Source organism: Pseudomonas sp. 58(2021) (genome assembly GCF_017491585.1).
In the GTDB taxonomy this organism is placed as follows: domain Bacteria; phylum Pseudomonadota; class Gammaproteobacteria; order Pseudomonadales; family Pseudomonadaceae; genus Aquipseudomonas; species Aquipseudomonas fluorescens_BT.
On record NZ_JAFGYZ010000014.1, the window covers coordinates 73,381 to 92,365 of the forward strand.

Below are 18,985 nucleotides of genomic sequence, written 5' to 3' on the forward strand. Positions count from 1 at the left end.
TGAACGAAAGGACAATCAGTGGCTGGTCAAAAGGACATTCCCCGGGTTCCCAACCCACCGGCAGGCGACGGGCATCACGTCACCTACCGCTACATGACGGCCACCGAACTGGCCGATCAGGACGAGCGACAAAACAAGTACGACGCCATGCTGGCGCGGCAGGAGGCCTTCGAGCGCAGCCGCGAGGTTGCTGCGAATAAACCCGAGCCGGTGCGTGCCGGCTGTGTGTTTGCCAAGTCCTGCAAATTGCCGGACGCGATCATCGATTACTCGAATCCTTCGGGAATGGTCCCCACCGACAGCCTGAAAGATTACGGCGATCTGATCCTGCTCGGCGGCCGTGAAGCCGATGACAGCGGCGGCGTTCCACTCAAGAAAATCAGCGGCACCGCCATCCCGGCAGGCCTGGGCACCTTCGCCCTTGCGGGTGAAGCATTCAAGGCATTGCCCGCGATGGCCTCCACTGCCGTCATCACCCCGCTGGTCGGGCTGGTGGCGATGTTCATGCCATCGAACCTGGGCGACAGCGCGCTCTATACCGAAGACCAGTTGCTTGCCCTCAAGCAGGCTCGAACCCGCGTGCGCCTGCATGTCGAACAACAGGCCGACGGCAGCCTCAAGGGTTACGGTTTCTACACCGGCAAGAACCGCGACTGGGAAATGGTCGATGTCGCGCAGTTCACCGCACGCGGTAACCGCTTTGTCGCAGACCTCGGCGAAGGCATCGAGCTGATCTGGACGCCTGCCGTGGACGGCTCCGACATCCTCGGCATCCCGGCGCTGGAGGCAGCCCCGCAGGCGCCGCATATCTGGGTATATCCACCGACGAAAGCGGCGGACGGGATTCTGGTGAACCCGGTTTATCCGCCGGAGTATCGGGATTTCATATTGGTTTTTCCGGCGGATTCTGGAGTTAAGCCGCTTTATATTGTTGTCAGCACTCGAGCAGGAGATCACGAGTACCATCCGGCCCCCGACGTACTCCCAGCCTTTCCTGATGCGAAAATTGTAGGTCGTAAAACAGCCGTACAAGGTGGCGGAGCCAAGCGCAAAAGATGGAAAACTGCTAAGGGTATTATTCTTGAATGGGACTCTATGCATGGCACTGTCGAAAAATACGACTCCAGAGGCAAACACATTGGAGAGTTCGACCCAAATACAGGTGAGCCAACATCTACAAAAAAGAATAAAAAGTCGAAGAAAGGCAAAAAAAGGAGCATTGAACCTTGAGATTTTCAGTAGAAGCTTTTGACAAAAAAACAGACTTCCAGGCTTTCGTGATTGAGTTGCCAGCGGGATGTGATGAGCAAATAAAAGCCATCATGGGTTGGACAAAAGAGCAACACGGCTGGGAAGGTTACGATTTAAGCCCCCAACAGATACAAGCGATCGAAAAACTTATAGGTAGATCAATTGTGAATCAGGACTTCTACTTCCAATTGACATGCAACGTATAAAATCACTCAACGTTGCGAGAGTTCCAGGAGAAACTTGTGGGTTTGAAAATCAGCCTCGATTGGTATGACAAAGAAACTAGTCACGGCGTCGGAGAAGAGTTATCGAAAGACTTCGGTGACGATGGCTCCGTGATCGAGGCGCTGGGCATTCCAATAGAAAACAACATAAACAACGGTGGATTTAACGTTACCAACGACTGGGTAAGTATTCTTCAAACTCATTTCAGTCATGCCATCAATTTAAATTTGTATGACTACCAAGTTTCCTTCGACTACTGCGATCACTGGTAAACACCAAACAAAAAACCCCGACCAGTCACCTGATCGGGGTTTTCCTTTACCGCTCTTTCCCGCTTAGTGCGAAACGCGGCTGGTCCCGCCAACAGTCGAAATCCGCACGCGCTCACCGACGCGGAACACTTCATTCTCCTGCACTTGCTGCACGTAGGCGCGCATGCTGCCGTCGTCTTCGCGCACGGTGATTTCAACACCTTGAGTACGAGTCAGGCCTTCTTCGGTGGCGGAACCGATCAGGCCGCCGGCCACGGCACCGATAACGGCTGCCACGATGCTGCCACGACCACCGCCGATGGCGCTGCCGCCGACACCGCCGACCACTGCACCGGCTGCGCCGCCGATCGGGGTCTTGGTGCCTTCGATTTTCACCGGACGCAGGGATTCGATGGTGCCCATGCGAATCGTCTGCACGCGACGCGCTTCGTCACGGGAGTAGGAGTCACCGGTCAGGCTCGATTGGCAGCCGGTAAGCAACATCGCCATCGTGGAAAAGGAAGCAACCAGCAGAACAGACTTACGCATAGGATCAACTCCAAAGGACAGGTATTTATTAAACTCCGCAGCTTGACGCCTGTCACGGCGCCGCCCGGATAAATTTGGTTTCATTCAGGTCAGGTACAGGGCCTCCACGAACTCACCCAACAGTAGCGCCAAAATACATAGCTTGCGCCGCCGACCCCAAGGATTTTCATGGATTACTTCATCATCGTCGTCACAACCGTCGCCGGTTTGTACTTCCACTGGTGGTTGTACGTGCGGATCAAACGCTGGATGGACCGCGATCTGGCATTGTCGCTGGCCGGCAAGGATGAAGGCAAACGCGCCTACATGCTCGAACGGCTGGCGCAAGCCCGATCGCAGAAGATCAGGCGTCGGGACCTGCCGAAGTGGCTTGAGGCCGCTGCGGCAGGCTATCCCGCTCGGTAGACTGCTTAAGGTGCCAGACGTTCAAGAATCCAGTCGGCGCCCTGCAAACGGTAGTTGAGGCGATCGTGCAGGCGGCTGGCGCGCCCCTGCCAGAACTCGATGCGCTCCGGGAGCAAACGGTAACCGCCCCAGTGTTCCGGGCAATCGGGCTGGGTGTCGGTGAAGCGCTGCTCGGTAGCCTTGAGCAATTCTTCCAGTTCCCCCCGGCCATTGATCACCCGGCTCTGCGGTGAAGCCCAGGCGCCCAGTCGGCTGCCCAAAGGTCGCACCTGATAATAGGCGTTGGACTCTTGCGGCGTGACCTTCACCACCCGCCCTTCGATGCGCACCTGGCGCTCCAGGGTCGGCCAGAAGAACGTCATGGCCGCGAACGGATTCGCGGCCAGATGCTGACCTTTGGCACTTTCGTAGTTGGTGAAGAAGGTGAAGCCCTGCTCGTCCAGACCCTTGAGCAGCAGAATGCGGCAGTGCGGACGCCCGTCCGCATCGACCGTGGCCAGGGTCATGGCGTTGGCCTCCACTGGCGCCTGCTCGGTTTTCACCGCGTCGGCGAACCACTGGTGGAACAGCGCAAAAGGCTCGACCGGGGCTTGCGCCTCGGTCAGGCCATCCCGGGTGTAATCACGACGCATATCTGCCAGAGCCTGGGTCATGGCGCATTCCTTTTCGTTAGCGGATCACTGTTTTGCCGCATCGGTCGCAGCGACTTTCTTGTCGGTTGCGGCGGCTTTGGCTGGAGCGGTTTTCTTCGCCGGGGTCTTCTTCGCTGGCGCCTTGGCTGCGGCCTTCTTGGCCGGTGCTTTTTTGGTGGCAGGGACAGCGGCTTTCTTCGCAGCAGGTGCCGGGGTTACAGGCTTGGCGACTGGCTTGACGTCCTGAGCGGCAACCAGGGTCACCGGCTTCGGTGCTGGCATGTTGTACTTGCTCAGCAGCGCAACCATGGTGTTCTGCGGGGTCACCAGCAGTTCGACGCGACGGTTCAGGGCGCGACCTTCAACACTGTCGTTGGCGGCACGCGGTGCCTCGGAGCCCATGCCTCGCAACATCAGACGATCACGCTGCAGGCCACTCAGACGGAAGATCGCCGCCACCGACTGGGCACGCTCCTGGCTGAGTTTGGTGTTGTCCGGTGCAGCACCGGTATTGTCGCTGTGACCCAGTACCAGCACAGCAGTTTTCGGGTCAGCTTCGAGGATCTTGGCGATATTGGTGAACGGACTCAGGGTCACCGGCAACAGCATGGCCGGGCGTTTCGGGTTGAACGAACCTTCAACCGGCGCGATCACCACGAGTACGTTTTCACGGCGCTCGAATTGCAGGTTGCTGCCCTTGATCGCGTCACGCAGGCGTGGCTCGTAGTCGTCGAGCCAGGCCTGGGTCACTTTCGGGTCGGGCATCGGCACAGCTTTGGCGGTGTCCTGAGACTTGCCGCCGAACGGCCACCACCACTTGCTGCCGGTATCGGCATCGGCCTTGGCGACAACGGCAGGCTTGGTCTCCGTTTTTACTTCGGGCTTCACGTCGGCTTTGGCCTTGTCTGCCGAATCGTCGGAGCCGAACGGCCAGTACCAGTGGCTGCTGCTCTCGGTCTTGGCGAGCGGTGCAGTAGCGGCTGGCTTCACCGGTGCAGGTGCGGGTGCAGGCGTCGGCTCCTTGGCCGCGACCTTGTCGGACGAGCCGAACGGCCACCAGCTGCCGCCATCGGCGTCATTCTTCGGAGTCTGTGCACAACCGGTAATCGCGAAACACAGGGCCAGAGCGAGAGTTTGTTTGGACGACATTGGAAACCCACAAAAATTAGTAATGGACAATCAGAGGACTTTCGCCCGGATAAACAGACGCTTTGAATCGAAAAACCGTATGAGGTTCCGGCCCTGGATCCTCTGGTAACGCTTTACAGACAAGTGGCAAGTACCCGCGCCAGCTTCTGCGCGCGCGGATCCATCAAGACGTACGGCCCCAGGGTATTTGTCACAAAACCGAAGGCCACATCGTGCTCCGGATCAGCAAAACCGATGGAACCGCCCGCGCCTGGATGACCGAACGCCCGCGGGCCGAGGCCGTAAGTGGCGTTTGGTACATCAGGTTGGTCGAGCATGCAACCGAGACCGAAACGGGTGCGGGTCAGCAAGGTCTTGTCCTCGCCGAGGCTGTGTTCCCGGGTCAGTTCGTCGAGCATTTCGCTTTCCAGCAGGCTGCCGTCGAGCAGACCGGCATAGAACCCGGCCAGACTACGCGCATTGCCGTGGCCGTTGGCCGCCGGTTGCTGCATGCGCCGCCATTCCGGTTTGTTGGTGCTGGTGAGCACCGACGGCGGATTGGTGAAGGCGCGGGTGGTCATCGCGGTCGGCTCACGCATGGTCACTTGCAACAGGCGCTGGGCGGCGGCATCGCCGACATTGCCTTTGCCACGGGCGATATGCGCGACGCGGTAGAACTCCTCGTCGGCCAGGCCGACATGGAAATCCAGCCCAAGCGGTCTGGCGACACGCGCCACAATGGATTCACCCGGCCCGCGACCATCGGCCCGGCGCAGCAACTCGCCGATCAGCCAGCCGTAAGTGATGGCGGCATAACCGTGACCGGTGCCCGGCGTCCACCATGGTGCTTCGGCCGCGAGGGCGTCGACCATGGTCTGCCAGTCATACAAGGCTTCAGGGGCCAACAGTTCGCGCAGGGCCGGCAGACCGGCCTGATGGCAGAGCAATTGGCGCAGGGTCACGGATTCCTTGCCGGCCGCGGCGAACGCCGGCCAATAGCGGGCGACCGGCGCATCGAGTTGTAACTTGCCTTCGGCCACCAGTTGCAGCGCAGTGACCGCGGTGAAGGTCTTGGTGCAGGAGAACAGGTTGGCGATGGTGTCGCTGTGCCAGGCTTCGCTGCCGTCCTTGTCGGCGGTGCCGGCCCAGAGGTCGAGGACGGTTTCCCCGCCGACCCGGATGCACAACGCGGCGCCACGCTCCTGGGGATCGTCGAACAGTGCCGCGAAGGCTTCGCGCACCGCTTCGAATTGAAGCTCGTAATGTCCCTGAATCTGCACCCGCAACTCCCCCGCGAAAACGCTCTACAAAGTGGCCCGCATTGTTCCAGCCCTTGAGGGATTTGGGAACAGCGGCGGGCCGGGCGGTCCTGCCTTAATGACCGTTTCCGGAGTGCCCGCCGGTATGACCGGCGCCCTGCCCCGGGCCTTTGCCGGCCTCGCCCTTGCGGCCGCCTTCGGTCTCGTGGTCGACCTTGTCCGCTGCCGCCGCGGCTTTCTCGGCTGCTTTCCCAAGCTGATCGAGGGTCGCCAGATTGCTCTTGCGCACCGTCTCGACGAAGCCCTGATATGGCAGATCAGTCACGCCGACCAGACCGAAGTGGCCGTTTTCGCCATCAAGCAGGCGACCGGTCACCGGTTGGTCGAGGTACTGGAACCAGTGCACGCCGACAATCGACGGCTCGCTCAGCGCCTGCTTGAGGAAGTTGGCATACGCCGGACCACGGTCTTCTTCCTTGCTCAACGGCGTCACGCCGCCCCAGAACGGGCCGCGATCGGTGGAGCCGAAGTTGAACTCGGTGATCAGCACCGGTTTGTCGAGGCTGCGCAGCGCGGCGAAGTCATAACCGTCCTGCGGTTTCAGGGTGTACATGTTAAAGCTCAGCACGTCGCAATACTGCGCACAGGAGGCCACGGCTTCCGGCGTGCTGATGGCGAAGCGACCGCCCAGCAGCAACTGGTTCGGCGCGTGCCATTTCAGCGAATCGGAAATGGTCTTGAAGTAGGTGTCGGCGAAGACTTTCTGGAAGTATTTGAAGTCAGCCTCGATTTCCGGGTGTTCCGGATTCGGCAGCGGCGCTTCGAAACCAGGGTCTTCCATCAATTCCCACGCCGGCAGATCGATACCCCAGGCTTTCGACAGCCCGGCCTGATTGCGGTATTTGTCGCGCAATTGCTTGAGAAACGCACGCTTGGCGGGTACGTCGGTGGTCATTTTCAACGTGCCGTAAGCCAGCGCATAACGCGACTTCGGATCATCACCGGGACCGGCCCAGGCCAGTTCGTTGTCGGCAAAATAGCCGATCAGCCACGGATCATCACGGTGATCGCGGGCGGCAATCGCCACGGCGCGTTCGGTGGCCATGGCGAAACGCGGATCGAACGGGTCAGGCATGCCGCCCCACCAGTCATTGCCGGTACTGATGCTGGTGTAATCGCCGACGATCGACAGCGGCAAGGTGTAAGGCACACGCTCGGCGTCGCCCAGTTGCGGTGCGCTCCAGTTGCCGACGGTGTTGAAGCCCCACGCCTGCAAACGGTCGAGGGTATGGCCGGTCCACTTCTGCTCGTCGATGGCAGCCTTGCATGGCGCAGCAGGCGCAGGCTCAGTCGCCGCCGGGGTCACGCAAGGTTCGCCGTACAGGCGCTGCAGGTTGGCACCATAGAAGTCATACCAGCGTCCGTTGCCGTAGCCACGGCCCTGATCGGCTCCGTTGCCGCCACGGTTGTCGCCTTCACCGAAGTGACGGGCCAGTGGCTCGTCGGGTTTGGGCAGGGACTCGAACATGTACTCGCGGCCAGCCACGTAGGTCTGGTTGACCTCGGGGCTGACCGTGTTCACGCCCAGGGAATAGAACGGATGCCCCTCAGGCGTCACCAGATACCAGCGACCGTCGAGTTTTTCGGTGCGGAAGAAGCCGCTGGCCTTGAACGCAGGCCCCTTCTTCAAACCACCGAATGTGTCCAGCGACGACTTTTCGCGCTCGGCCAACCAGGTTTTCAGCTGTTGCTGTTCCTTGGCCGCGGCGGATTTCAGCTGTTCGTCATTGGCGACTTTCTCCGGCCACTTGTTGCGGGTCGACTGGCCGTAGGCGTCCACCAGATTGCCGTAGGCGGCTTTGATCACATCGCCCTCGTCCTGCACGCCGAAACGCTCCAGCAACAGACTTTGCGCGGCTTTCGGCTGATCCATCGACAGGCTGACGGATACCACCTGGCTGCGATCCAGCTCACCGGAGCTGCTGGCCAGCAGGATGCGCTGCCCGTCGACCGTCATCGGCATCAACGGGCCAGCCTTCATGCCCTGGCTCAGCGGCGAGGTCGCGGTCAACGGCACGAGCAAGGTCTGCGCCGGACCGGCGGGCAGATCGACGCGGCTGACCAGGGTCTTGCCGTCGTTGCTCTGGATTTGTACGTAAACGGTCACCGCCCAGTTCATCGCGCTCTGGATGCGCAGGCTCATCATGCCGGACTGCGACCAGTCCCAGGCGCCGGTCTGTGGGGACAGACGCAAGGTCGGGCGGGCCGTCGGATTGAACGTCACTCGGCGCAGCACTTCGCCTTCGGGGGTCTGCTCGGCGTTGGCTTGCGGCAGGTCGGCGTTTTCGGTCGCCACTTTCACCACATCGGCGGGGCGGACAAAATTGAACAGGGTCTGCTGGCCGGCAGGCGCCGCCAGCAAAGGCGCAGCGAAAACCAGGGCAAAAATGGCAGGCAACGAACGACGAATCATGAGAACGGAATTCTCCCTAACGACCCGCAAGGGCCAATGGAAAAGCAATGACAGAGAGATAGACAACGCGGCGGGCAAAACTGCCCACCGATGTCTCAGGATATTTCACGACGGAAAGGCGGCAACGCATTGAGGATCGCCTTGCCGTAGCGCTGGGTGACCAGTCGCCGATCCAGCAAGGTGATGGTGCCGCGGTCTTCCTCGGTGCGCAGCAGACGACCACAGGCCTGAACCAGCTTCAGCGAGGCGTCGGGCACCGAGATTTCCATGAACGGATTGCCGCCCCGGGCTTCGATCCATTCCGACAGTGCGGCCTCGACCGGATCGTCCGGCACCGAGAATGGAATCTTGGCAATCACCACGTGTTCGCAATAGGCCCCCGGCAAGTCCACCCCTTCGGCAAAACTGGCGAGGCCGAACAGCACGCTGGAATCACCGCCATCGACCCGCGCCTTGTGCTTGTTCAGGGTTTCCTGTTTCGACAGGTTGCCTTGAATGAACACTTGCTTGCGCCAGTCGCGGTCGAGGCCGTCGAACACGTCCTGCATCTGTTTGCGCGAAGAGAACAGCACCAGACTGCCGCGAGAGCCTTCGACCAGTTCCGGCAGATCACGGATGATCGCGGCGGTGTGGGCGGCGGCATCACGCGGGTCGGCCTTCAGGTCCGGCACCCGCAACACACCGGCATCGGCATGATGGAACGGACTCGGCACCACGGCGGTGACGGCTTTTTTCGGCAGGCCGGCGCGCATGCGGAAACGGTCGAACGTGCCGAGCGCGGTCAACGTCGCCGAGGTTACCAGACAGCCGTAAGCCACATTCCACAAGCTGCGGCGCAGGGTTTCGGCGGCGAGAATCGGGCTGGCATTGACCTCGATGTCGAACAGCGAACCGCTTTCGGCGAGGGTCAGCCAGCGGGCCATCGGCGGGTTGTCTTCCGGGTCTTCGGCGGTGAACGCGGTCCACAGCTCCCAGTTGCCGGAGGCACGGGACAACAGGCTGCCGAACAGTGGATACCACTCTTCGGCCTGGTTGCTGGCGATGCCGATGTTGACCTCGCCATCCATGCCTTCCTTGAGCAGGTCGGTCAGACGGGTGAACAGGTCGTTGAGACGTGAGTAGCCTTTCTTCAGCTCGATGCCCATCTCGCGCATGTGCTCGGGAATCACCCCGCCAATGAAGCGATGGCGCGGGCGCTCGCGACCTTCGACATCTTCACCGGGCTTGAAATCGGCGATCTGTTCGCAGGCGGTGAACATGAATTGCTGCTGGGTCTTGATCTCCCGCGCCAGCTCCGGCACCTGCTCGATCAGTTTGCCGAGGTCCCCCGGCAACGGATGCTGGGCCAGCAGTTTGGTGAGGTTCTTGGCGGTGGTTTCCAGCCAGTCGGCGGTGGAGCGCAGGCGCGTGTAGTGGGCAAAGTGGCCGATGGCCTTGTCCGGCAGGTGGTGGCCTTCGTCGAACACATAAATGGTGTCGCGCGGATCCGGCAGAACCGCCCCGCCGCCCAGCGCCAGGTCGGCCAGCACCATGTCGTGGTTGGTGACGATCACGTCGACCTTGCCCATGCCTTCGCGGGCCTTGTAGAAGGCGCATTGGCCGAAGTTCGGGCAATGACGGTTGGTGCACTGACTGTGATCGGTGGTCAGGCGCGCCCAGTCGGCGTCTTCCAGCGCATTGGGCCAGCTGTCGCGGTCGCCGTCCCATTTATTGCCGGCGAGCTTTTCGATCATGCTGGTAAAGAGCTTCTGGCTGGCCTCATCGACCTCGATCTTGAAGCCTTCTTCTTCGAACAGCTGTGCGGTAGCGGTCTGTGCGTGGCCTTCCTGCAGCAGCATGTCGAGCTTGGACAGGCACATGTAGCGGCCACGGCCCTTGGCCAGGGCGAAGCTGAAATTCAGCCCGCTGTTGCGCATGAGGTCGGGCAAGTCCTTGTAGACGATCTGCTCCTGCAGGGCGACGGTCGCGGTAGCGATCACCAGGCGTTTGCCCGCCAGTTTGGCCGTCGGGATCGCCGCCAGGCTGTAGGCCACGGTCTTGCCGGTACCGGTGCCGGCTTCCACCGCGACAATCGCGGGGTCGCCACTGCGCCGGCCTTCGTCGTCGGTGTCGATATCCCCGAGGACCTTGGCGACTTCAGCGATCATCAGGCGCTGGCCGTAACGCGGCTTGAGGCTCTTGGCCTCTAGAAAACGCGAGTAGGCGCCCTGGATCGTGGTTTTGAGTTCAGTGCTGATCATTGAGTGTCGGGCGCTAAAAACGCTGGATAAATTTTCAGTGGTTCGGATGGGGGGCTATCATACCCCGCGAATCAATCCTGCGCAGATCGGAGTACCCCAATGACACCTTTTAGCCTCGTTTACCCCATCCATGTACTGGCCGCGCTGGTGTGGGTCGGCGGCATGTTTTTCGCCTGGATAGTGCTGCGCCCTGCGGCCGTGAAGGCGCTGGACGGGCCTGGGCGCCTGACGCTCTGGGTGGAAGTGTTTCAAGGTTTTTTCCGCTGGGTGTGGGGAGCGGTGATTCTGTTGCCGGTGACCGGGGTGGGCATGTTGCATCTGCAGCACATCGGCTTCGAAACCGCGCCGAAGTACGTTCAGGTGATGATGGGCTTGTACGTGGTGATGACCGCGCTGTTCATCCGGGTTCAGGGGCTGATGCTGCCGGAACTGCGCACGGCGGTGCAGGCGAAGGATTGGCCGGCAGGTGCGGCGGTGCTGGGTCGGATTCGCAAGGTGGTGGGGTTCAACCTGCTGGTCGGGGTGGTGCTGGTGGCCGTGGCTGCTGCGCGGCCGATGATTTGACCGTGATCGCTCCCGCGCACGGCGCGGGGGCGATCAGTTGACAGATTACAGGCGCTGCACCGTCACAGAACCCGCCGCACCCGCAGGCCCCGGCTGCCCGTCAGCCCCCGGCTTGCCGCTCTTGCCGCCATCGGCGCGATAGACCAGGCAGCCCTTGGACTTGCCACCGGCCCCCGGTTTGCCACCAGGCCCTGCCGCGCCGCCGGCACCACCGGCGACGTCGACCTTGATCAGCTCCGCCGGAAACTCCCGCGGCACTTCCAGCCGCACCAGCGCGCCCGGCGCACCGGGCTGGCCGTTGCTGCCATCACTGCCGTCGAAACCATGCCCGGCCTGGCCCCAGGTGCAGCCCGGTTCCTTACCGTTAGCCCCGTCGAGCCCGACGAAACCCGGCGCTCCGGTGCCGCCACGGGCATCGACGATCAGCCGCGGAGCCTCCAGCGCCTTGAATTGCAGGTTCAGGTTACGCCCGGCACGGGCCGCCTTTTCATAAGTGCCCGGTGCGCCGCGCGCCGTGATCCGGCTACCGTCGGCAAACCGGGCGCGGATGACTTTCATGTCCAGCGCCTGATCGCCCGGGACGATGGCAATACGCGCCTCGTGGCCCAACTGCAATTCGCCGACACTCAATTCGGTCACGTTCGATGGCACCAGCAAAGTGCCGTAATCGGCGACCACCAGTTTTTCCACCTGCAGCGTGCTGGCCGTGTTGGGCAGACGCATCAGGGAGTTGGCTTCGACACTGACCACCTGGGCACAGGCCAGCGGACTGATGAATGCAGCGAGCAGGCAAAGTTTACGCATGGGAAGCCTCCGGAGCGGCCGGGGCCGGGATGGTTTGCAGGTGGAAAACGCCGAACAGCAGAACACGGCCACGATCACGCCATGGGTGCGGCCGCCCCTTGAGGCTGGCGTTGCACAGCAGCACTTCAAGGAGGTGGATGGCCAGCAGCAGGACGCCAGCCACATTGACCAGCAGATGCAACGGATGAACAAACGGCACCAGCTGATTGGCCAGTACCACGCAGCAGAACACCAGGGTCAACAATCGCCCCAGCCCACAGAACACCTTCATACGCTCCCCCGTGTTGCGAATTATTCTTTGGGCGCACAGTAACGGCTTCCGTACGGGATAAGCCAGAGGGGCAAATAAAAAAGTTCCGGGCACTCGTCGGATGGCTGCCGGTCCGACGATGATCGTCGACCGACAGCTCTAACCTGCGGACTACAGAAGATTCCTAGCGATTGATGTGCAACTCCACGCGACGGTTTTGCGCGCGCCCCTCTTCGGTTTCGTTGTCGGCAACCGGTTCGCGCTCGCCACGTCCTTCACTGGTGAGTTTTTCCGGCGCCAGCCCCTGGCTCAACAGATAGGCCGCCACACTGCTTGCACGACGCTCCGAAAGGGCCTGGTTGTAGGCATCGGTCCCCTTGCTGTCGGTGTGGCCGATCACCTTGATGCTCACCACGTCGGCATTGCGCAGTTTGTCCATCAGCGCATCGAGCTGGCTTTTCGCGGCCGGGGTCAGGTCAGACTTGTCGAACGCGAACAGCACGTTGCCAGCATCGCTCAGGGTGATGACTTCGGATTGCGGGGCCGGTTCGGCCGGTTTTTCAGTGACCGGGTATTGCGGCAACGGACAGCCACGGTGGTCGACCGGGGTGTTGGCCGGGGTGTCAGGGCAACGGTCGCGGCGGTCGAACACGCCATCGCCGTCCTCGTCGCCATCCTGGGCATAACAGATCAGCCCGCCGGTGAGGATACCCAGTGCCGCACCGCCTGCGGCCCAGCCACCGTTTTCAATGGCGCCGAGACCGCCGCCGACCAGTCCGCCAATGACGCTGCAGATCGGCCAGGTACGTTGATTGAGGGGGGCAGTGCCATCGCTGTGGGTAGCGCAGCCGGTCAACAGGCTGCCTGCCAGCAGCACCGGTAAGACGGACCGTGAGAGAACACTCATATGAAAGCTCCTGTGTTACCGGCCCATACCGGTTACACAGGAGTAAAGACCCGCATCCGCGACTGCACAAGCCGCGGATGCGAGGGCGTCAACGCTCGATTTTGATTTCCGTGCGACGGTTGAGCGCGCGGCCATCGGCGGTTTTGTTATCCGCCACTGGCTGGCTTTCACCGGCACCGGTCACCGAAACGAAGCTGGCGCGCGGCACACCTTGCTGAATCAGATATTCCACCACCGAGTGCGCGCGACGATCCGACAGTTTTTTGTTGTAGGCATCGCTGCCGACGCTGTCGGTGTGGCCAGTCACGGTCAGACGCGCCGTGGACGATTCCTGTTTCAGGCGCGTGGCGACCTTGTCGAGTACTTGCTTGTCGGATGGCGTCAGGTTGGCCTTGTCGAACTGGAAGTGCACATCGCGGATGACGATGGTTTCTTCCTTGACCACTACAGCCTCTTCAACCACTGGCGCAGGGGCCGGGAATGGGCAGCCGTCTGCGTCGACCTTGGTGCCGCGAGGCGTGTGCGGGCACTTGTCGCGACTGTCCGGCACACCATCGCCGTCTTCATCGCCATCACCGTGCACCCAGCAATAGGCCGCTGCCGTGCCACCCACCAGCAACGCGCCGTAACCGGCCCAGGCCGAGCTTTCCGTCGCCCCGAGCCCCGCGCCGACGACACCACCGACTGCCGCACAGGTCGGCCAGTCGGTTTTCTGCAAACCTGCGCAACCAGTCAACACACTGGTTAGCAGAACCAAGGGTAATGCTGTCCGAACTATGCTCATCTAGTTTTCTCCTGAGGGATCGGCTTAGAACCGATTCAGGGAGTAAAGACCGGAGTTTTAATCTCCGCCAGCAATAGGCCACTGGTCTTTGCGAGCGTGTTCACAGGACTTCGAGGCATTTGCCGCAAACCCGCGGAACAGAGATCTAGGCCTCGACGCTCGGGCAGGCTAGTCTTGGCGCTCTGATTGAGGAGCTTCGATGAACGTTGCGATTTCTTCCCGCACGCCACAGCAGGCACTGGCCGCTCTGCTCGACCGCTACGCCCCGGCACGTCTGCTGCTGATCGGCGCCAGCGAATTTCCGGCGCTGGCCGCTTTCAAGGACGCGCATCCGGATACCTGCGTCGCTCACGCCGCGCCCGGTGCGTTGCCGGCAGAACTGGCGGCGCGCCGTTTCGACCTGGCGCTGGTGGTCGATTGCCTGGAACATTTGCCCAAGCGCGATGGCCTGAATCTGCTCGGCGGAATCCGCAACCTCAACGCCAGCCGCATCGCCGTGCTGGCCGACCTGCCGGCCAGCGGCTGGCAGGAAACCGATTTCTATTCGCTCGCCCTTCAGGCCAGCGAACGCTTCGCCCGGGATGAACAGGTGCTGACGCTGTTCACCTATGATCTGCTTGACTACAAACAAGTCCCCGACTGGCTCAACTCTCGGTTCTGGGCCAATCCGGAAAACTTCGGGAAATACTGGTGGTAATGCCATGAGTACAGCCATTTGCCCCTGCGGCAGCGGCAACCTGCTGGATGCCTGCTGCGGCCATTATCACGCCGGCCATCCGGCACCGTGCGCCGAAGCCCTGATGCGTTCGCGCTACAGCGCCTACGTGCTGGGCCTGATCGATTATCTGGTGACGACCACCCTGCCCGCCCAACAGGCCGGGCTCGATCGCCAGTCGATCAGCAACTGGAGTGCATCGAGCACCTGGCTCGGCCTCAACGTGGAAAGTTCGGAGGTCTTAGGCGGCCAGCCGGAACACGCCTTCGTCACCTTCACCGCCCGCTGGCATGACAGTCAGGGTGAGCACAGTCACCGCGAGCGCTCCTCGTTCGTACAAAACAGCGGGCGCTGGTACTTCATCGACCCGACCGTACCGCTCAAGGTCGGGCGCAACGATGCCTGCCCTTGCGCCAGCGGGCAGAAGTTCAAGAAGTGCTGCGCGGGGTATTTCGGCGCGTAAGGTGAGCGGCGACTAGACTGGGCGCAAAAGGGAGTTCTGCGATGGTCGGTCAATGGCGCATATTCAAAGCCTTCACACTGCTGCTGTTTCTGGGGCTCGGCGGCTGTGCCTCATGGTTCGCCGACGACACCCTCGACCCTGCCGTGCATCTGGTGAAGGTAGAAGTGGTGCGGGCCAAACTGCTCGAACAGAAATTCATCCTGCACTTTCGCATCGACAATCCCAATGACAGCGAGCTGACCGTGCGCGGCCTCGAATACCGCGTACATCTGGCGGACATGCTGCTGGCCGAGGGCGAGCACGAGCACTGGATCACCGTCGGCGCCAAAAGCAGTGCTTTCTATAAGGTGCCGATCCGCACCAACCTGTGGCCGAAGGTCAAGGACGTGGTGAAAATGCTGAAGAATCCACACCAGCAGGTTCCCTACCGGCTGCAAGGCGAGATGGAAACCGGTTTATTCATCGCCCACTACGTGCACCTGGAGCGCAATGGCGTGATAATCCCCGCCGATTTGATTACGGAGTGACCCCGATGACCCAGCAACCTCATGTCCATGGCCCTGACTGCAACCACGATCATGACCATCACCATGATCACGACCATGGCCATGTCCACGGCCCGAACTGCGGCCACGCTCACCAGGAACCGGTGCGCAACGCCTTGAAAGACGTCGGCCGCAACGACCCTTGCCCGTGCGGCAACGGCAAGAAATTCAAGAAGTGCCACGGCGCTTGATGCCTTGGGCGAAGAGCCTCTTCGCCTGAGACACCGCCTTCGCGGGCAAGCCCGCTCCCACATTTGACTGCATTCCGTCAGAAGGCATGCGATCTACTGTGGGAGCGGGCTTGCTCGCGAAGGGGTCGGCCTATTATCGGAGGCTTTCAGCCAGCCGCCAGAATCCGCACCGAACTGACCACCGTCGCATACTCCCCATGCAGATTCCCCAGCGACATGGCATGCACCTCTTCAGCCGTACGCAACGTACCGAAGTAATCAGCCTTGTCGAAGGTAAAGCACGCATCCTCCGCCACCCACGCCTCGAACCCCAGATTGCCCGCCGTGCGCGCCGTGGACTCCACCGAGTTGTTGGTCGCCACGCCGACAATGACCAGTTGTCCGATCCCGGCTTCACGCAACTTCACTTCAAGCTTTGTTGCACAAAACGCGTCCGGCACCTGTTTCTGGATCAACCAGTCGCCGTCCTGCGGTAGAAACCTGTCCTGAAATTCCACCCCGGACTGTTCTGGCCAGAACACCGAATCCGGCGAGCGCGACAGGTGCTGCACGTGAATCACCGTCAGCCCGCTGCGCCGCCAAAAGCTCAGCAGTTCGAGGATCCGCTCTTCGGCCAACGGATTATTCCGCCGCCCCAGACGCGGCTCCAGAATGCCCTTTTGCTGGTCGATGATTATCAGTGCAGCGTTGGCCTGAAGCTCCATGGCGATTTTTCTCACACGCGGTCATTGAATTTCCGAACTTAAGCATCACCTCCTGTGACTAAGCAAGCTATCGATCTGCGTGAGCGGGAAGAAATAACCGCTTGCCCCGCTTGCGCGGCCCCCTCCTGCTCACTAACGTAGCGGCTTTATTGCGCCCCCAGCCTCTACACCCCCGCAGGAGCTTTGCCATGGCCTCGCCAGCCCTTTCACATTTTCTTCCCCGGTTCGGCGTTGCCGCAGCAGTGGCCGGTGTTCTGAGCCTGACCGGTTGTCAGACCTGGAACGCCCAGGACACCCTCCCGCCCACCTCCGGTGTACAGCCGCTCAAGGGCCTGGCGCAGAACGTTTCGGTACGCCGCAATGCCATGGGCATGCCGCTGATCGAAAGCAACAGCTTCCACGATGCGTTGTTCGCCCTCGGTTATGTACACGCCAGCGACCGCATCAATCAGATGGTCACCCTGCGCCTGCTGGCCCAGGGTCGTCTGGCGGAAATGTCCGGGGCTTCGATGCTCGACGCCGACCGCTACATGCGCGCCGTCAATCTGAAGAAAAGCGCCGGCGAGCTATACAAGGCCTCGTCGCCACGGCTCAAGCGCTTCTTCGAAGTCTATGCGCGGGGCGTCAACGCCTACCTGTTCCGCTACGCCGACAAGTTGCCGGGGGATCTGGCCTCCAGCGGCTACAAGCCTGAATACTGGAAACCGGAAGATTCGGCGCTGATTTTCTGCCTGCTGAACTTCAGTCAGTCGGCCAACCTGCCGGAAGAAATCGCTTCGCTGGTGCTGGCGCAGACCGTCACCACCGACAAGCTCGCCTGGCTGACGCCGTCCGCCCCTGACGAAAACCTGCCGATGGCTGAAGTCGACAAACTGCAAGGCATCAAGCTCAACGGGCAGACTCCCGGCCTGAACGAACTGAGCAACGCCAGCGAACAACTGGCGGCGATGAACCTGCTCGGCGCCAGCACCTCGAACAACTGGGCGATTGCCCCGCAACGCAGCCGCAGCGGCAAGAGCCTGCTGGCCAGCGACAGCCATGGGCCGCTGGCCGCGCCGTCGCTGTGGAGTTTCGTGCAGATTCACGCACCTAAATACCAGGCCGCCGGCGTGACTGTCGCCGGCCTGCCGATGGTGCTCGGTGGTTTCAACGGCAAAGTGGCGTGGAGCGCGACCAGTGTTTTCGGTGACAACCAGGACCTGTTTCTGGAAAAGATCCGTCGCCAGGGCAGCAGCCTGACCTACGAGGTCAACGGCAAATGGCAACCGCTGGGCGTGCGCAACGAAACCTATTTCGTCAAAGGCCAGCGGCCGATTCGCGAAGCGGTGTACGAAACCCGCCACGGCGCGCTGCTCAACAGTGCTCAGGCCGCCGCTCAGGGCACAGGTTTCGGCCTGGCCCTGCAGACGCCGAGCTTCACCGATGACAAATCCCTCGATGCGTTTTTTGATCTAAGCCGCGCGCAAACCGCTGAACGCGCCTCGGACGCCAGCCGGGAAATCCGCGCCATCGCGCTGAATCTGGTATTTGCCGACGCCAGCAACATCGGCTGGCAAGTCACCGGGCGATTCCCGAACCGCCGTGAAGGCGAAGGCCTGTTGCCGTCGCCGGGCTGGGAAGGTCGCTACGACTGGGACGGTTACGCCGACCCGATGCTGCATCCGTACGATCAGGATCCGGCGCAGGGCTGGCTCGGCACCGCCAATCAGCGGGTCATTCCCCATGGCTACGGCATGCAACTGTCCAATTCCTGGGCCGCACCGGAGCGTGGCGAGCGCCTCGCAGAAATGGCCGGCAGCGGTAAACAGGACGGTCGCAGCATGATCGCCATGCAGTACGACCAAACCACCACGTTCGCCGCCAAGCTGAAGAAAATGTTCGAAGCCCCGGGCATGGCGCAGCCGCTGAAACAGGCGATCGACGCCCTGCCGGAAGCCGACCGCAGCAAGGCCCGCGAAGCCTACACCCGCTTGATGGCGTTCGACGGCAAACTCAGCCCGACCTCCGCCGACGCGGCGATCTACGAGCTGTTCCTGCAGGAAAGCATGAAGCAGATTTTCCTCGACGAACTCGGCCCGCAAAGCAGCCCGGCGTGGAAAGCGTTTATCGCCAATGGCGATCTGTCCTACGCCGCCCAGGCCGATCACTTGCTGGGCCGCGAAGACAGTCCATTCTGGGACGACGCCCGTACCCCGCAAAAAGAAGACAAACCGGCGATCCTGGCCCGCAGTCTGGCGGCAGCGATTACTGCCGGCGACAGTCAGTTGGGTGGCGATCACAAAGCCTGGCAGTGGGGAAAACTGCACCGCTACGAGTGGAAGAATGCCAACGGCCAGACCGTCCGCGGCCCGATCGCGGCTGGCGGCGATCACACGACGCTGAATACGGCGGCATTTGCCTGGGGCCAGGACTTCAACACCACGCGTGCGCCGTCGATGCGCTTTATCGTCGACTTCGGTCAGAGCGAGCCGTTGATGGGGCAGAACGGCACAGGACAATCCGGAAATCCGGTGAGCCCGAACTACCTGAACGGCATCGATCCGTGGCTCAAGGGCCAGTACATCGGCTTGCCGATGCAGCCGCAGAACTTTGACCGGGTGTATGGCAAGACACGGCTGACGCTTACCCCCGGGAAATAACCCCCC

Annotated in this window: 21 protein-coding genes; 10 read left to right on the plus strand and 11 right to left on the minus strand. The window is 61.6% G+C overall.

Translation table 11 applies throughout. The annotated features are described in order from the left end of the window. The first annotated feature begins 18 nt into the window (after window positions 1–18). Genes J5M72_RS17720 through J5M72_RS17730 form a run of 3 tightly spaced genes read left to right on the plus strand, consistent with a single transcriptional unit; the run spans window position 19 to window position 1,748 of the window. On the plus strand, window positions 19–1,230 hold the full coding sequence (locus tag J5M72_RS17720) for an S-type pyocin domain-containing protein (RefSeq protein ID WP_207866665.1): 1,212 nt from the start codon (window positions 19–21) through the stop codon (window positions 1,228–1,230). Further along, complete coding sequence (locus tag J5M72_RS17725; RefSeq protein ID WP_207866666.1) at window positions 1,227–1,457, plus strand: hypothetical protein; 231 nt, start codon at window positions 1,227–1,229, stop codon at window positions 1,455–1,457. The genes J5M72_RS17720 and J5M72_RS17725 overlap by 4 nt, the downstream gene beginning before the upstream one ends. 36 nt (window positions 1,458–1,493) lie before the next feature. Further along, window positions 1,494–1,748, plus strand: coding sequence for a colicin E3-like toxin immunity protein (locus tag J5M72_RS17730; RefSeq protein WP_207866667.1), 255 nt, complete (start codon window positions 1,494–1,496; stop codon window positions 1,746–1,748). A 63-nt stretch (window positions 1,749–1,811) separates the two neighbouring features. Here J5M72_RS17730 and J5M72_RS17735 read toward each other — a convergent pair whose 3' ends face one another. Then, on the minus strand, window positions 1,812–2,276 hold the full coding sequence (locus tag J5M72_RS17735; protein WP_024776354.1) for a glycine zipper 2TM domain-containing protein: 465 nt from the start codon (window positions 2,274–2,276) through the stop codon (window positions 1,812–1,814). Window positions 2,277–2,444: 168 nt separating this feature from the next. Here J5M72_RS17735 and J5M72_RS17740 point away from each other — a divergent pair, with 168 nt between their 5' ends. After that, window positions 2,445–2,681 (plus strand): hypothetical protein, encoded by a 237-nt coding sequence (locus J5M72_RS17740; protein ID WP_085712943.1) that lies wholly within the window; start codon window positions 2,445–2,447, stop codon window positions 2,679–2,681. Window positions 2,682–2,686: 5 nt separating this feature from the next. Here the strand turns inward: J5M72_RS17740 and pdxH are convergent, their stop codons facing one another. From pdxH to dinG, 5 genes are all read right to left on the minus strand, one after another. Beyond that, window positions 2,687–3,334 (minus strand): pyridoxamine 5'-phosphate oxidase, encoded by a 648-nt coding sequence (gene pdxH, locus J5M72_RS17745; RefSeq protein WP_169429149.1) that lies wholly within the window; start codon window positions 3,332–3,334, stop codon window positions 2,687–2,689. 24 nt (window positions 3,335–3,358) lie between these two features. Further along, window positions 3,359–4,462 (minus strand): OmpA family protein, encoded by a 1,104-nt coding sequence (locus J5M72_RS17750; RefSeq protein ID WP_169429148.1) that lies wholly within the window; start codon window positions 4,460–4,462, stop codon window positions 3,359–3,361. A 113-nt stretch (window positions 4,463–4,575) separates the two neighbouring features. Beyond that, a complete protein-coding gene (locus J5M72_RS17755) occupies window positions 4,576–5,721 on the minus strand; it encodes a serine hydrolase domain-containing protein (RefSeq protein WP_207866668.1) in 1,146 nt (381 codons plus the stop codon). A 94-nt stretch (window positions 5,722–5,815) separates the two neighbouring features. After that, on the minus strand, window positions 5,816–8,173 hold the full coding sequence (locus tag J5M72_RS17760; RefSeq protein ID WP_207866669.1) for a beta-galactosidase: 2,358 nt from the start codon (window positions 8,171–8,173) through the stop codon (window positions 5,816–5,818). A gap of 95 nt (window positions 8,174–8,268) precedes the next feature. Beyond that, a complete protein-coding gene (gene dinG / locus J5M72_RS17765) occupies window positions 8,269–10,413 on the minus strand; it encodes an ATP-dependent DNA helicase DinG (protein ID WP_169429145.1) in 2,145 nt (714 codons plus the stop codon). Window positions 10,414–10,512: 99 nt separating this feature from the next. Between dinG and J5M72_RS17770 the strand changes: the two genes are divergently transcribed. Next, window positions 10,513–10,977: a CopD family protein gene (locus tag J5M72_RS17770; RefSeq protein ID WP_169429144.1), complete on the plus strand. Its 465-nt coding sequence runs from the start codon at window positions 10,513–10,515 to the stop codon at window positions 10,975–10,977. Between the two features lie 45 nt (window positions 10,978–11,022). Here the strand turns inward: J5M72_RS17770 and J5M72_RS17775 are convergent, their stop codons facing one another. The 4 genes from J5M72_RS17775 to J5M72_RS17790 all read right to left on the minus strand — a co-directional run bounded on the left by J5M72_RS17775 (window position 11,023) and on the right by J5M72_RS17790 (window position 13,722). Beyond that, complete coding sequence (locus J5M72_RS17775) at window positions 11,023–11,781, minus strand: collagen-like protein (protein WP_207866670.1); 759 nt, start codon at window positions 11,779–11,781, stop codon at window positions 11,023–11,025. Beyond that, window positions 11,774–12,052 carry a DUF1145 domain-containing protein gene (locus J5M72_RS17780; RefSeq protein WP_134825709.1) on the minus strand — a complete coding sequence of 93 codons (279 nt, stop codon included), beginning with the start codon at window positions 12,050–12,052 and terminating at the stop codon, window positions 11,774–11,776. The genes J5M72_RS17775 and J5M72_RS17780 overlap by 8 nt, the downstream gene beginning before the upstream one ends. A gap of 163 nt (window positions 12,053–12,215) precedes the next feature. Further along, window positions 12,216–12,938, minus strand: a complete 723-nt coding sequence (locus tag J5M72_RS17785; RefSeq protein ID WP_134825708.1) for an OmpA family protein — start codon at window positions 12,936–12,938, stop codon at window positions 12,216–12,218. An 88-nt stretch (window positions 12,939–13,026) separates the two neighbouring features. After that, on the minus strand, window positions 13,027–13,722 hold the full coding sequence (locus J5M72_RS17790) for an OmpA family protein (RefSeq protein ID WP_207866671.1): 696 nt from the start codon (window positions 13,720–13,722) through the stop codon (window positions 13,027–13,029). Window positions 13,723–13,921: 199 nt separating this feature from the next. Here J5M72_RS17790 and J5M72_RS17795 point away from each other — a divergent pair, with 199 nt between their 5' ends. The 4 genes from J5M72_RS17795 to J5M72_RS17810 are packed head-to-tail and all read left to right on the plus strand — an operon-like array spanning window position 13,922 to window position 15,636. Then, window positions 13,922–14,419, plus strand: a complete 498-nt coding sequence (locus tag J5M72_RS17795) for a DUF6231 family protein (protein WP_169429140.1) — start codon at window positions 13,922–13,924, stop codon at window positions 14,417–14,419. Window positions 14,420–14,423: 4 nt separating this feature from the next. After that, window positions 14,424–14,900: a YchJ family protein gene (locus J5M72_RS17800; protein WP_207866672.1), complete on the plus strand. Its 477-nt coding sequence runs from the start codon at window positions 14,424–14,426 to the stop codon at window positions 14,898–14,900. 41 nt (window positions 14,901–14,941) lie between these two features. Beyond that, the gene (locus J5M72_RS17805; RefSeq protein ID WP_169429138.1) at window positions 14,942–15,427 is read left to right on the plus strand and encodes an LEA type 2 family protein; all 486 of its coding nucleotides are present in this window, start codon (window positions 14,942–14,944) and stop codon (window positions 15,425–15,427) included. A 5-nt stretch (window positions 15,428–15,432) separates the two neighbouring features. Beyond that, on the plus strand, window positions 15,433–15,636 hold the full coding sequence (locus tag J5M72_RS17810; RefSeq protein ID WP_003198420.1) for an SEC-C metal-binding domain-containing protein: 204 nt from the start codon (window positions 15,433–15,435) through the stop codon (window positions 15,634–15,636). A 146-nt stretch (window positions 15,637–15,782) separates the two neighbouring features. Here the strand turns inward: J5M72_RS17810 and J5M72_RS17815 are convergent, their stop codons facing one another. Then, window positions 15,783–16,340, minus strand: a complete 558-nt coding sequence (locus J5M72_RS17815) for a cysteine hydrolase family protein (RefSeq protein WP_207866703.1) — start codon at window positions 16,338–16,340, stop codon at window positions 15,783–15,785. Between the two features lie 188 nt (window positions 16,341–16,528). On the opposite strand from J5M72_RS17815, the gene J5M72_RS17820 reads away from it, so the two are divergent. After that, the gene (locus tag J5M72_RS17820; protein WP_207866673.1) at window positions 16,529–18,979 is read left to right on the plus strand and encodes a penicillin acylase family protein; all 2,451 of its coding nucleotides are present in this window, start codon (window positions 16,529–16,531) and stop codon (window positions 18,977–18,979) included. The last annotated feature ends 6 nt before the right edge of the window (window positions 18,980–18,985 follow it).